This window comes from uncultured Ruegeria sp. (assembly GCF_947497005.1).
Lineage (GTDB): Bacteria > Pseudomonadota > Alphaproteobacteria > Rhodobacterales > Rhodobacteraceae > Ruegeria.
This window is the reverse complement of sequence record NZ_CANMFF010000003.1, coordinates 333,792-347,083: the sequence shown is the minus strand read 5'-3', so window position 1 is coordinate 347,083 and position 13,292 is coordinate 333,792. Positions and strand designations below refer to the sequence as shown.

General features: G+C 58.2%; 15 protein-coding genes. 4 read left to right on the top strand and 11 right to left on the bottom strand.

The window, feature by feature from the left end:
* The first annotated feature begins 30 nt into the window (after window positions 1-30).
* From Q0816_RS06495 to Q0816_RS06480, 4 genes are all read left to right on the top strand, one after another.
* Window positions 31-1,026 (top strand): ABC transporter substrate-binding protein, encoded by a 996-nt coding sequence (locus Q0816_RS06495; protein ID WP_298848767.1) that lies wholly within the window; start codon window positions 31-33, stop codon window positions 1,024-1,026.
* Between the two features lie 157 nt (window positions 1,027-1,183).
* Window positions 1,184-1,897 carry an ABC transporter permease gene (locus Q0816_RS06490; protein ID WP_298848766.1) on the top strand — a complete coding sequence of 238 codons (714 nt, stop codon included), beginning with the start codon at window positions 1,184-1,186 and terminating at the stop codon, window positions 1,895-1,897.
* Window positions 1,890-2,624, top strand: coding sequence for an ATP-binding cassette domain-containing protein (locus tag Q0816_RS06485; protein WP_298848764.1), 735 nt, complete (start codon window positions 1,890-1,892; stop codon window positions 2,622-2,624). Before Q0816_RS06490 ends, Q0816_RS06485 begins: the two co-directional genes overlap by 8 nt.
* Before the next feature lie 21 nt (window positions 2,625-2,645).
* A complete protein-coding gene (locus tag Q0816_RS06480; protein WP_298848762.1) occupies window positions 2,646-3,461 on the top strand; it encodes a substrate-binding domain-containing protein in 816 nt (271 codons plus the stop codon).
* A gap of 53 nt (window positions 3,462-3,514) precedes the next feature.
* On the opposite strand, the gene Q0816_RS06475 is transcribed toward Q0816_RS06480, so the two are convergent.
* From Q0816_RS06475 to Q0816_RS06425, 11 genes are all read right to left on the bottom strand, one after another.
* Window positions 3,515-4,387 carry a helix-turn-helix transcriptional regulator gene (locus tag Q0816_RS06475; RefSeq protein ID WP_298848760.1) on the bottom strand — a complete coding sequence of 291 codons (873 nt, stop codon included), beginning with the start codon at window positions 4,385-4,387 and terminating at the stop codon, window positions 3,515-3,517.
* On the bottom strand, window positions 4,388-4,513 hold the full coding sequence (locus Q0816_RS06470; protein WP_298848758.1) for a hypothetical protein: 126 nt from the start codon (window positions 4,511-4,513) through the stop codon (window positions 4,388-4,390).
* 13 nt (window positions 4,514-4,526) lie between these two features.
* Complete coding sequence (locus tag Q0816_RS06465; RefSeq protein WP_298848756.1) at window positions 4,527-5,789, bottom strand: c-type cytochrome; 1,263 nt, start codon at window positions 5,787-5,789, stop codon at window positions 4,527-4,529.
* Window positions 5,790-6,986 carry a formate dehydrogenase subunit gamma gene (locus tag Q0816_RS06460; protein WP_298848754.1) on the bottom strand — a complete coding sequence of 399 codons (1,197 nt, stop codon included), beginning with the start codon at window positions 6,984-6,986 and terminating at the stop codon, window positions 5,790-5,792.
* Between the two features lie 27 nt (window positions 6,987-7,013).
* Window positions 7,014-7,364, bottom strand: a complete 351-nt coding sequence (locus Q0816_RS06455; RefSeq protein ID WP_298848752.1) for an antibiotic biosynthesis monooxygenase — start codon at window positions 7,362-7,364, stop codon at window positions 7,014-7,016.
* 110 nt (window positions 7,365-7,474) lie between these two features.
* Complete coding sequence (gene fdh3B, locus Q0816_RS06450; RefSeq protein WP_010439472.1) at window positions 7,475-8,068, bottom strand: formate dehydrogenase FDH3 subunit beta; 594 nt, start codon at window positions 8,066-8,068, stop codon at window positions 7,475-7,477.
* A gap of 11 nt (window positions 8,069-8,079) precedes the next feature.
* Window positions 8,080-10,974 carry a formate dehydrogenase subunit alpha gene (locus Q0816_RS06445; RefSeq protein WP_298848741.1) on the bottom strand — a complete coding sequence of 965 codons (2,895 nt, stop codon included), beginning with the start codon at window positions 10,972-10,974 and terminating at the stop codon, window positions 8,080-8,082.
* A 105-nt stretch (window positions 10,975-11,079) separates the two neighbouring features.
* Window positions 11,080-11,268: a ubiquinol-cytochrome c reductase iron-sulfur subunit N-terminal domain-containing protein gene (locus Q0816_RS06440; RefSeq protein WP_298848739.1), complete on the bottom strand. Its 189-nt coding sequence runs from the start codon at window positions 11,266-11,268 to the stop codon at window positions 11,080-11,082.
* A 61-nt stretch (window positions 11,269-11,329) separates the two neighbouring features.
* On the bottom strand, window positions 11,330-11,941 hold the full coding sequence (locus Q0816_RS06435) for a molecular chaperone (protein WP_298848737.1): 612 nt from the start codon (window positions 11,939-11,941) through the stop codon (window positions 11,330-11,332).
* 4 nt (window positions 11,942-11,945) lie between these two features.
* The gene (locus Q0816_RS06430; protein WP_298848735.1) at window positions 11,946-12,518 is read right to left on the bottom strand and encodes a DUF3306 domain-containing protein; all 573 of its coding nucleotides are present in this window, start codon (window positions 12,516-12,518) and stop codon (window positions 11,946-11,948) included.
* Complete coding sequence (locus Q0816_RS06425) at window positions 12,515-13,069, bottom strand: DUF3305 domain-containing protein (protein ID WP_298848734.1); 555 nt, start codon at window positions 13,067-13,069, stop codon at window positions 12,515-12,517. Before Q0816_RS06425 ends, Q0816_RS06430 begins: the two co-directional genes overlap by 4 nt.
* Window positions 13,070-13,292: the final 223 nt, after the last annotated feature.

Below are 13,292 nucleotides of genomic sequence, written 5' to 3'. Positions count from 1 at the left end.
GGCAACCATAAGCAACTAGGAGATATGAAGATGAACAAGCTACTTAGCGGGGCGGTTGCCGCCTTCAGTTTGGCAGCCAGCACGGCGCTAGCGGCGGACGAAGTGACGTTGCAGTTGAAATGGGTAGGGCAGGCGCAATTTGCCGGCTACTTCGTAGCCGAAGCAAAGGGTTTCTATGACGAAGAAGGGCTTGATGTCACAATCAAACCGGGTGGCCCGGACATTGCACCGGAACAGGTCATTGCCGGTGGCGGTGCAGATGTCATCACCACATGGATGGCCGCTGGTTTGGCTGCGCGCGAGCGCGGCGTTCCGCTGGTGAACATCGCACAACCGTTCAAAACGGGCGGTCTTCAGGTCAACTGCCTGAAATCCACCGGCGTCGAAACACCCGAGGATTTCCCCGGCCGCACCATGGGTGTTTGGTTCTTTGGCAATGAATATCCGTTCTACGCCTGGATGGCGTCCTTGGGCATTGAAACGGACGGCGCAGATGATAACGGCGTCACTGTTTTGAAGCAGGCGTTTTCTGCAGATCCTCTGATCCAGGGGCAAGCGGATTGCATTTCGACAATGACCTACAACGAGTATCGCCAGATCCTTCAGGCCGGTATCACACCTGAAGAGTTGGTGACGTTCAACTATCTTCAGATGGGCTTCGGGATGCTCGAGGATGGCCTGTATGTCATGGAAGATAACCTGAGCGATCCAGAATTCGCCGACAAGATGGAGCGTTTTGTTCGGGCCTCGATGAAAGGTTGGAAATACGCGGCTGAAAATCAGGAAGAAGCCGCCGAAATCGTGCTGGAATTCGATGAGACTGGCGCACAAGAGCTGGACCATCAGGTCTATATGATGGGTGAGGTGGCAAAGCTGATCGAAGGATCGGACGGCGCATTGGATCCTGCCGATTATGACCAGACTGTAAAAACACTGCTGTCAGCTGTTTCCGCAGAGAACCCGGCGATCACCAAAGAACCCGATGGTGCCTGGACGCATCAGATCACGGACGCAGCGTTGAACTGACGCTATCCGTCAATTCGAGTGATTTAAGCGCGGCCCCGATCGGGGCCGCGTTTCTCATTTAGATGCCGGATTTGTGTCTGTACTCGATTGAAAAACCGAGTAGTATTTACTTGTAAATTAACGCATTTCGTACGAAATGCAGTTACTATGGAAAGAAATGCAGGGATTTGCATCAGAATTCAGCGCTGCCGTTGCTTTGATCTTTGAAGGAGACTCAGAGCTTTGGGCGATTGTGCTTTTGTCCCTGAAAGTATCTGTATTTGCAGTGCTGATTTCTGCCCTGATCGGCATGCCGGTCGGGGCTGCTTTGGCCGTGGCCCGGTTTCCGGGGCGACGGATGTTGATCGTTCTTATGAACGCGCTGATGGGGTTCCCACCCGTGGTGGTGGGTCTGCTGGTCTATCTGATGCTGTCCCGATCTGGCCCCTTGGGTGTGCTGGAGCTTTTGTATACCCCAACGGCCATGATCATTGCACAGGTCGTGTTGGTGACACCCATTGTTGCGGCGCTGACGCGACAGGTGGTCGAGATGCTGGCTGAAGAATACTCCGAGCAATTGCGATCACTGGGCGTGTCGCGGCTGGCATCGGTTCCTGTGCTGCTTTGGGATGCACGGCTGGCTTTGGTCACGGCTTTGCTGGCCGGTTTCGGACGCGCCATTGCCGAGGTGGGCGCGGTGATCATCGTGGGCGGGAACATCAACCATGTGACGCGCGTCATGACGACGACGATTGCATTGGAAACCTCGAAAGGAAATCTGGCACTGGCATTGGCGCTGGGAGCGATCCTCATCGGGATTGCCATCGCGGTGAATGCAATGGTCAGCGCCGTAAGCCTGCGGGCTGAGCAAGAGGGGTTGCGCCATGCGTGATTTGCTCGGCGATATGGTGAGTTGCCTGAAGGTTGAGGATTTGCAGATCCGCAGCAAGGGAAAGGCGTTGCTGGATGTCCGTTCGCTGGTTCTGGATGGTCCGGGACCAACCTTGATCCTTGGCCCCAACGGCGCAGGCAAAAGCCTGCTGTTGCGGTGTTTGCATGGGTTGATTTCACCAGACCGGGGGCAGGTGATTCAGGATGGAAAGCTACTTGGCGCAGAGCAGAAAGCCCGCCAGGCCATGGTGTTTCAGCAACCGGTTCTGCTGCGTCGGTCTGTTGCTTCAAATCTGGATTTCGTTCTCAAGCGTCAGGGCTTGGGTCGACCGGCAAGAAGGGCACGCATCGCTGAATTGCTGACCGAAGGGGGGCTGGACGGGAAGGCCCGACAACCTGCACGGTCATTATCGGGGGGTGAGGCGCAACGGTTGGCAATCCTGCGGGCGCTGGCACTGGAACCCGAAACACTGTTTCTCGACGAACCGACCAGCGCCCTTGATCCCGGCGCGACACAGGTGATCGAACGAATGGTGTTGCGCGCCTCGTCGCGGGGCGTGCGAATTGTGATGGTCACACATGATATCGGTCAGGCTCGTCGTTTGGCTTCGGACGTGGTCATGATGCAGGGCGGACATGTGGTGGAACATGGCGCCGCAAAACAGGTTTTGGATGCCCCCGAAAGCGATGCGTCGCATCGCTATCTGGCGGGTGGATTGGTTACCTAAAAAGATAAAACGGAGAGAGTGATGTTCCGGGCATTAATTCGGGCAGCGGTGATGGCTTTGGGCCTGTCGACCAGTATGGTTTCGGCGGAAGAGCCCTTTATCGTGGTACAGTCGACAACATCCACGCAGAACTCTGGGTTGTTGGAATACATCCTGCCGTGGTTCGAGGCCGAGTCCGGCATCGACGTCCGTGTTGTTGCAGTTGGAACCGGTCAGGCCATTCGCAATGCGATCAACGGAGACGCAGACGTTCTGCTGGTTCACGCCAAACCGGCCGAGGAGCAATTTGTCGCTGACGGCTGGGGCGTTGAGCGGAAAGATTTGATGTACAACGACTTTATTCTGGTTGGCCCGAAATCTGATCCCGCCGGAATTCGCGGCGGAGCCGATATTTTGGCTGCGCTTTCGGCCATCGCTGCGGCTGAGGTTCCCTTTGCATCACGTGGTGATGACAGCGGAACGCATAAGGCCGAGCTGGGTCATTGGTCTGCGGCAGGGCTGGACCCAACTGATGCGTCGGGTGCATGGTATCGGGAAACCGGGTCCGGCATGGGGGCGACCCTGAACGTAGCCAGCGGCATGGATGCGTACACGTTGACGGACCGGGCAACGTGGTTGTCATTTGGAAACAAGGGCAATCTCGAGGTGCTGGTTGAAGGTGATCCGCGTTTGTTCAACCAATATGGCGTGATCCTTGTAAACCCGGAAAAGCACGTGCATGTTCGGGCGGCTTCCGGTCAGCGTTTTGTCGAATGGCTGACCGGGCCGGACGGGCAGGAGGCCATCGCGTCCTTCAGGCTCGAGGGCCAACAGGTGTTTTTCCCCAACGCGCAGTAACTGTTCCTGCAAGCCGCGGGAAAACCCGAAGGAATCCACCAGGAGACGCTGAATTACCCGCTGGCACCGTTGTGGTGAATCGCACCCAGACCTGACAAGTCGTAGCCGCCGAACTCGCGTGCGCGCAGAGAAAATTGCTCTGAGCGTAGGAATGTCATTAGCTTCTGCATGGGCGGATCGAAAAACGCCCTGCGCCAGATGGCAAGGTCCAGCCGCTCGGAATGGGTAGGCACAATGCCCAGGTTGTAGAGCTTGGCCAACGCACCAAGACCAAAGCCTGCTTCGGCTTTTTGATCGTGCAAGGCGATGGCCAACTCTTCTTCGGTACGTGCGCAACCGGGCTGAACGTCCAGATCGTCGCGTGTCATGCCGTGGGACTCAAGCTGCGTGTCGAAGAGGCGCTGGCTTGCTGCACTGTCCTGACGCAAGATGACCCGGCGCGACTTAAGATCTTCAAAAGCCTTAATGTCCGTTACACCCGGAGCAAGAAGCAGCCCGCGCTCGCGCCGGGCGACTTCGTACAGGATCACTGGTGCTTCGCCGAAAGCGTCGCGCAGAGAATTTTTGTTGAACCCGTCATCTTCGTGGATGTGCAACACGGCGGCTTGTGCTTTGCGTTCGCTCAGCCTTGTCAGCCCGTCAAAAGAGCCATCGTAATAGGTGGCCAGCCCCGATCCGCTTTCGCGCAATGCCCAGTCAAGCAAAGGATCGTGACTGCCCGCAACAATCGGGGGCAGGGGCGGTTCGGCCACCTGTGGGCCAGACCGGGAAGCGTTGAGCCAGGCAACGACCTCGGCTCGGGGGAACAACAGCTTGCCCATGGCCCGTACGCAGGGCACCTCGCCTGATGAGGCAAGATCATAGGCTTTCCGCTCGCCAATACGCAGCAGATCGGCCAGTTCTCGGGTGGTCAGATATTGCGACATTCAGTCGAGACGCACGGCGGAGCCTGATGTGGCGTCGGCGGCGCTGAACCCGATCTGGTCCAGCACAAAAGGCGCTGCAATTGCAATAACGACCATCGCGGCGACGGCAGCAAGAAAGGCTTTCATGGTTTCCTCCGGTTCAGTTCCGGTCACCCGTTGCGCGACGTATGAAAGCAATCAGATCCTCACGATCCTGAGCTTTGGCAATCCGCTGCATCGGCATCTTCGACCCCGGAATGTAATGGTCAGGCCCTTCATCGAAAAGGGCGTTTATCGTTTCGTCATTCCAAATGATATCAGAGCCTTGCAGAGTTTCCGAGTACAAATATCCGGGCAATGTGCCAGCCTGGCGCCCGAATACCCCGTGCAAGGTAGGCCCCGCACGGCGTTCGCTGTCGAGTGAGAGGCTGTGACAGATCGAACACTTGCGTGAGAACTGACGTTCTCCGTTGTCCATTTCGTCGGGGTTTTTCAGGAAACTGGGTTCAGAGCTGGCCATCCGCTGTTGGTCCGACAAGGCAGTTACAGGCCAGCTGTACATTGCTTCGTCAATTCCGCCCGCGTGGATGTTTTCACCATCGACCGAAAAGGCCAGGGCCCAGACCGGTCCCCGTAATGTCGCGCGAAAATCCTGTGCGATGCGCCACTCGGTGGTATCGATGACCATGATGTAACCTTCGCCGTCACCCACAGCTAGAAACCTTCGATCCGGGCTGAGCGCAAGGGCAAGGATCGGGCGACGGCCCAGCGTGAAATCGCGCTCTTCGCTTGTCGAAAGGCCCAGAATTCGGGTCACGCCATCAACCGCACCGTAAGCGATCCAGTTGTCCCGTTCATTCAGGACCAGCTCGTTTATGCCAAACCCGTGCTCAACGAGTCGGGCGGTTTCTTGTCCACTCGAGACGTCCCAGATCCGCAGCGACCCATCCATGCCTGCTGAATAGAGCTGTGTGCCGTCAGACGAGAACACGACCGCGTTCATACCGCTTCCAGTCGGGCCAAGGATTGTTGCTTCTGCTCCGTCCACGGGCCACAACCCAATTGTCCCATCCCAACTGGCGGTTGCAACGTGAGTTTTTGACGCCGCCAATCCGACGATCTTACCCTGATGACGTCCGACGACATCGCCACTCGGCCATTTGCGCAGGGTAAAATCATCTCCGGCCGAGTAGATGGCGGTACCGTTGAACGCAACGGCGTTTACGGCAGCCTCGTGACCTTCCAGCCATTCAGGGCGCTTGTCAGCCCAGAGCCCGACGGAGTTGTCAAAACTGGCTGTCGCAATGCGCCCGTCCGGGGCTGTGGCGATCGCCATGATGGGGCCGCCATGACCTTTAAGCGTGAAGAACTCGGCCAAGGCCGGCAGAGGCACCAGTGCCAGGGCCAGAACCAGCCCACGCATTTATTCAGCAGGCGAGGCGACGGCCTTACCTGCCTCTTTTTCCTGAACTTCTTCCAACCACAGCGAGTGGTGTTCGCGAGCCCATTGCTCTTCAACCTCACCCGTGCCCATGGCATCAAAGGCACCTTCCATCCCGACAGAGCCGAGATAGATATGCGCGACGATGATCGCGATGAAGACATAAGCCACCATCACGTGCCAGACCTGCGCGTATTGCATCTCTTCCTGCGGGGACATTTGTACCGGCAGGTTCAGGCCCATCATTTGCGGCAAGCCTGTCGCGTTAGCGATCTGGAAGGTTTTGGCAAATAGCGGCATCTCGAACGGGAACAACAAAGACAGGCCCGACAGGCTGATAGAAACGCCCAGCAGGATGCAGGCCCAGAAGATCACCTTTTGTCCTGCGTTGAATTTCTTGGCTGGCGGATGACTGCCCTTGGAGAAAAGCCCGCCACCTGCGGCCAGCCATTTCAGGTCTGTGCGGTTCGGGATGTTATGGGCAATCCAGTTTACCGTGACGATGATCAGACCCAGCATGAAAGCCCAGGCCAGATTGTTGTGCAGCCACTTGCAACCCTGTGCGATGGTAGCGAACCCTTCTTTCCCGAAGAGCGGGATCAGGAAGTCACGCCCGTAAAGTGTCAGCAAACCAGTTGCACCGAGGATCAGGAACGACCCGGCGAACAGCCAATGGCCAAACCGTTCAAAGCCATTGAAGCGGGTAACCGTGCGGCCAGTCCTCTCACCGTCGATGCGAATTTTGCCGCGGATCAGGAAGAATAGGATGATGATGCCGAGCATTCCAGCGATGATGTAAGTCCCGTATTCACGCAATGGTCCAGTGCGGAAGGTCAACCACCACATGCCGCCATCCTGTATCAACACGCTGGCTGCAGGGCCGTTTGAGGACACCGTCACATCCGCAGAACCATACCGCAATGCGCGGTATACATCACTGTCCGAAGCTAGGCCGCGGGTTCCAAGCTGGCCCAACAATCCCTCTGCATTGCCCTGACCGGTATTGTCGGAGCGATAGCTATTGTCGACTTGTTCGCCGCGTTGCCGGGCGAGGATATCTTCCAGGGTTGTCGCCCCGCCGGTCGAGGAGCGGTCTTCTGCTGTGGGTTCAGAGGTCTCCTGCGCCCATGCGGCTCCGGTCAGGAATATCGAAACAAGCAGGTACTGGATCAGGCGCATAGGGATATCCTCCTGTGCATTTTCAGGTCAGCGGTCAAAGCCGCCGATTTGCTCGTGAAATACTGCTCCGACAGGCGTGAGAGCTTCGCGAAGATCATCCTTGGCCGGGCCATAAACGTCTAACCCCACTGGCGTCAAAAGAGCTAGAAACCTTTCCGCGAAATTCGCGCCGAAATTCTGCATGTGAATCATGGCATCTTCGGAACTGGCATAGCGTTCATAGATATGAACTGCTGAACCGGATATATGCCATTCATAGCTTTTGGCACCGGTCTCTTGCAGCGTTGCCGTGACCATTTCCGCCATAAGCGCTTCGAATTCAGTCTTTTTGTCGAGATTGAGGTCAAGTTTCAGTAGCCAGTAAACATCGTTAGTCATGCGCGCCTCATTGTCGAAATTGTTGTGACGAGGAAGGAAGCGGACTCCTGCTCGCAGCATCCGGAAAGCCCCCCGCGCACGGCGGAGGGCTAGTTTTCCAAGGCCGGGCTTTACCCGTCTTTCTGGTCGTAGGCTGTACCCCAGCCCCAGGCGCCCGAGCCGAAACCGCGCGCCACGACGCGTTCACGGTAAACTGCGGACACCACGTCGCCGTCACCAGCAAGCAGGGCCTTGGTGGAACACATCTCGGCGCAGATGGGCAGTTTGCCCTCGGCGATCCGGTTGCGACCATATTTGGCGAACTCTGCTGTCGAGTGCGTTTCCTCGGGGCCGCCGGCGCAGAAGGTGCATTTGTCCATCTTGCCGCGCGAACCGAAGTTGCCCGCCTGCGGATATTGCGGCGCGCCGAACGGGCACGCGTAGAAGCAATAGCCGCAGCCAATGCACAGGTCCTTGGAGTGCAGGACAACGCCTTCTTCGTTCTGATAGAAGCAGTCGACCGGGCACACCGCCATGCAGGGCGCATCCGAGCAATGCATACAGGCGACCGAGATCGAGCGTTCGCCCGGGTTGCCGTCATTGATCGTCACCACTCTGCGACGGTTGATGCCCCAGGGCACCTCGTGCTCGTTCTTACACGCGGTGACGCAGGCGTTGCATTCGATGCAGCGTTCAGCGTCGCAGAGAAACTTTGCTCTAGCCATTTTCGTCCTCCTTACGCTGACCAGATTTTGCAGAGCGTCACTTTGGACTCCTGCATCTGGGTCACTGAATCGTAGCCATAGGTCTGGGCAGTGTTGGAACTTTCACCCAGCACATAGGGGTCGGCCCCTGCGGGGTATTTGTGCCGCAGATCTTCGCCCTGGAAATGACCGCCAAAGTGGAACGGCATGAAGGCCACACCGGCACCGACCCTGTTGGTCAGCATCGCCATCACCTTGACCTTGCCACCTTCGGGACCTTCGACCCAGACCTGCGCCCCGTCCCGAATGCCAAGGTTGTTGGCATCGCGCGGGTTGATCTCGACGAACATGTCCTGCTGTAGCTCGGCCAGCCATGGATTCGACCGGCTTTCCTCGCCGCCGCCTTCATATTCGACCAGACGACCTGACGTGAGGATTATCGGGTAATCCTTTGAAAAGTCGTTCTTTTGGATCGAAGCATAAAGGGTTGGCAGGCGATAGGCCTGACGGTCCTCGTAGGTCGGATAGTCCTCGACCAGATCGCGACGCGGCGTATAGAGAGGCTCGCGATGGATCGGGATCGGGTCCGGGAAGGTCCAGACAACCGCGCGGGCTTTGGCGTTCCCGAAGGGCGCGCAGCCATGCTCGATCGCGACCCGCTGGATACCGCCGGACAGGTCGGTCTTCCAGTTGGTCTCTGGTCCCGCAACGGCATCAATCGCCGCGCGTTCCTCGGCCGTCAGATCGCCGTCCCAGCCAAGGTCCATCAGCATCTGCATCGTGAATTCAGGGTATCCATCCTGAATTTCCGACCCAACGCTATAAACCCCTTCGGCCAGCAGGTTGTCACCATCGCGTTCCACGCCGAATCGAGCACGGAAGGTCAGGCCGCCTTCGGCCACCGGTTTGGACATGTCATAGAGGTTCGGTGTTCCCGTATGACCCATCTCAGCCGTTCCCCAGCAGGGCCAGGGCAGACCGTAATACTCGCCGTCGTTCGGGCCACCAATCGCCTGCAGCGTGGTTCTGTCGAACGTGTGCTGGTTGGCCATATGGCTTTTCAGACGTTCCGGTGACTGCCCGGTATAGCCGATGGTCCAGAGGCCCGAGTTGAATTCACGGGTGATGCTTTCAACATTCGGGGTTTCGGCGTCCTCCATCTCGATATTGCGGAAGAAGCGATCCGCCCAGCCGAACTTGTTGGCGAACTTGGCCATGATGACCTCATCCGGCAGACTTTCGAACAGCGGATCAACCACTTTGTCGCGCCATTGCAGCGACCGGTTCGAAGCCGTGACCGAGCCACGGGTTTCGAACTGCGTACAGGCAGGCAGCAGGTAAACACCATCGGTGCGGTCATGCAGAACGGCGGAAACAGTGGGATACGGGTCGATCACGACCAGCATGTCCAGCTTCTCCATCGCCGTCTTCATCTCCGGTCCCCGCGTTTGCGAGTTCGGAGCATGACCCCACAGAACCATGGCGCGGACGTTGTTGTCCTGATCCATGTTCGCCGGGTCTTCCAGAACACCGTCGATCCAACGGGAGACCGGGATGCCGCGCTCGTTCATCAGCGGCTTGTCCTTGCCTTCCTTGTCCTTGATCGTGGCGAACTGGCCTTTCAGCCAATCGACTTCCTCGCCCCAGACACGGCTCCAATGGCCCCAGGCACCGTTTGACAGGCCATAGTAGCCGGGCAGGGTGTGGGACAGAACACCAAGATCCGTCGCGCCCTGAACATTGTCATGGCCACGGAAGATGTTAGTGCCACCACCCGAGGTGCCCATGTTGCCGAGCGCAAGCTGCAGCACGCAGTAGGCGCGGGTGTTGTTGTTGCCGTTGGTGTGCTGCGTGCCTCCCATGCACCAGATCACCGTGCCAGGACGGTTGTTGGCCATGGTCCGTGCCACGCGCTTGAGCTGCGAGCCGGGCGCACCGGTGACGCGCTCAACCTCGTCCGGGGTCCACTTGGCGACCTCTTCCTGAATCTGGTCCATGCCCCAGACACGGGTGCGGATGAACTCTTTGTCCTCCCAGCCGTTGTCGAAGATGTGCCACAGGATACCCCAGATCAGCGCAACGTCTGTACCGGGGCGGAAACGGACATATTCATCCGCGTGCGCTGCGGTGCGCGTAAAGCGCGGGTCGCAGACGATCAGCGGCGCGTTGTTCTGCTCTTTCGCGCGCAGAACATGCAGCAGCGAGACGGGGTGCGCCTCGGCCGGGTTGCCGCCGATGATGAAGATGGCCCGAGAGTTATGGATGTCGTTATACGAATTGGTCATGGCGCCGTAGCCCCATGTGTTCGCAACACCCGCAACGGTGGTCGAGTGGCAGATACGGGCCTGATGGTCCACGTTGTTCGTACCCCAGTAGGCGGCGAACTTGCGGAACAGATAGGCCTGTTCGTTATTGTGCTTCGCGGAACCCAGCCAGTACACACTGTCTGGCCCGGATTCCTCGCGGATGCTCATCATGCCGTCGCCGATCTCGTCGATGGCCTGTTCCCAGCTAATGCGCTTCCACTCGCCGCCTTCCTTTTTCATCGGATATTTCAGGCGGCGTTCGCCATGGGCGTGCTCGCGGACCGAGGCCCCCTTGGCACAGTGTGCACCCAGGTTGAACGGGCTGTCCCAGCCGGGTTCCTGCCCGACCCAGACGCCGTTCTGCACTTCGGCAACGACTGTACAGCCGACCGAGCAGTGGGTGCATATGGATTTGATATTCTCAACGGCCTGATTCGCCGCAGTTTGGGCACTGGCTGGCGTCACGGTTCCACCCGTGGCGCTGATCGCGGCAAGGCCACCGATCGTCAGGCCCGAGCCACGCAGGAATGCGCGGCGATCGACGGTTTTCTCGCCGACCTGGGACAGGATACTTGTCCGCTGGGGGCGTCTCGCAACCCCGTTGGTCTTTTTCCTAAGCATTTCTTTCCTCCCTTGCGCGCCGTGTGAGCCACGGCTGGCTTGGTACTGCTGATGCCGACGTCAGGGCCAATCGCAACCGTCTGTCGGGTATGAAAACGTCCGGTCCTAGAACCGGGTGCTTTCGATGTAGGCGCGCGTGTGCGCGGTATCCTGAATGCGGGTTTCGTCTGTCGGCAGCTCGGCTGCTTCTGCTTCCCCGGTCAGGCTTGCGGCAGCAACGGCAGCAGGTGCTGCGGTTCCGGCCAGTTTCAGGAAGTCACGGCGCGAGGCACCTTTTTCCTTGGTCTTGCTCATGGGAACCTCCTTTCCCAATTGCAGTGTAACGCCCGTATGGGCGCTGGCGAATGACAGCGGTTCACGCTGTCGTCATCCGGAACGCTTCGCGCTCGATCTCCATGAACACACGCCCGGCAGTGCCGGCGGATGCATATAGAACCGAGTTCTCAGCTGCTTCCAAATCCGAATAAAAATGTGTGGCCCAGGGGCCGATATGCTTGTTCCAGAAAGCTTTCTGGTCTTCCAGCGAGGCGGAAGATCCAAAGCGCCCGACAATCATTCCCGCCATCATCTCCATCAATGATGCGATGTTGTCTTCGGGCTCAAAAACGTTCTGGGCACGTGTGATGCCACGTACCGCCATGTCATTGCGCAACTGTGCCAAGGGCTTCTCGTTCAGGAACCCCGTCAGGTAGAAGCTGGCGTAGGGCAGCAACTCGCCCCGGCCAAGACCGATGAACAAAGCGTTGAATTCCCGCTCGGCTGCAGTGGGCTTGGTGACTTTTGCCACCCGTGCCATGGCCTGAATGGCCTGACCGAGATCGGTGTCATCACCAGACAGCCCGGCCATCTGGTCCAGCAGCATCTGATCGGGCGGACCTGCCAGCAGCAGGCCGAGGAAGTTATAGAAATCCGCGCGCAGGCGATCCTCGGCTGAGATATCCATGGTTTGCGCGTCACTTGCGATCATTCGGTCATCCTTCAAATTCAAAAGTCATGCGGCGCGGGGCCGGGGGCAGGTCGATGTCTTCCGTCTCATCGACCTCGGCCATCAATACAGGTTCCTGGGTTGGTTCAGGTTCAAGCGGTTCAAGCTCGGGTTCGGATTCGTCGCTTACAATCGAGGTTTCTTCAATCTCTTCCGCCTCGGCGGCGAGTGCTTCGACATGTGCAAGCATGCCTTTGCCCACCTGATAGGCGGTTTGGATGTTTTCAATTACACAGGCCGCATCGGTATAGTCTTCGCCATAGTCGACCAGCCCATCGACATTTGCCAGAACCGGGTTCAGCCGCCACAACCGGCGCAGGGCGCGGCGGCGCAGGCGGTCGGGAATGGCTTTGACCATGAAGCCTGAAACATCATCGCCGGGCTGCAACATGTCCGGATCGGGCAGGTCAAACTCAGCCAGAATTTCTGCGTCACTCTTTTCTTCCAGCTCTGCTTGCTGAGCTGCGATCACCTGTTGTTCCGCGACTAGAACTTCAGCTTCAGCTTCGGCTTGAACGGCGGCTTTCCGGCGCGACCAGAAATCACGCGGCCGGGTCATTGCAGCACCTTCCTTGGGGCGCGGTACACGTCCGACTCCTGCCGGATGCGCGCGTCACCTTTGCCGTCTTCCACCAGATCGGTCCGCTTCTTGTCGCGGCGGCGTTTGACGAAGACTTCGTCGTTATGATGCTTGAGCGTGAAATCCCGCACCCAGGCAATTAGCCCCTCGGTCATCGGGATCTTCTCGACAATCTCTTCTCCGGTATCCGCGTAATCCTGCCCCTCGAATGGTGAGGCGGTGATCAATACGGCGTTCAAAGGGGTGTCACCTTTCAGTTCATCCCGCAGTACCAGATAAATCGAAGGTTGCCCGTCAGACAGGTTGACCATGTAGGCCTCGGTTTCGTCTGCCCAAAGGGTAAGGGGGAGGGTGGCGGCATGGTATTCCACAGCATCGCCTTCGCGCCGCAATTCCTGCCAGTCAGCAGATCCTGCACCGGGTAATACGGCAACCGCGCGCCAGTTCCATCGGGCCCAACGTGTGACCCCGGGTGTTTTGCGCACTATGACGCCAACCGGCATTTCGATCTGACTTGCGGCCTTGGCCACTGTTTCCTCCCCGAAAGGCTCTCCCCTGCCTTTCCTCGTCCACTATGGTACACAAGTTAGCTGTGTGCCAAGTCTAAGCTCTACGACTTTGGTCGTAGTCTAGGGTAGCAACTTCGTGAGCGAGCCCCATGACCCCTTTAGTTTCCTGCCATTTTGCGCCGAAATGCAGTCCTGCGCATTGAACGCCACATGGGGTTGAAGTTGCCTTGTCCGAGGTACAGCC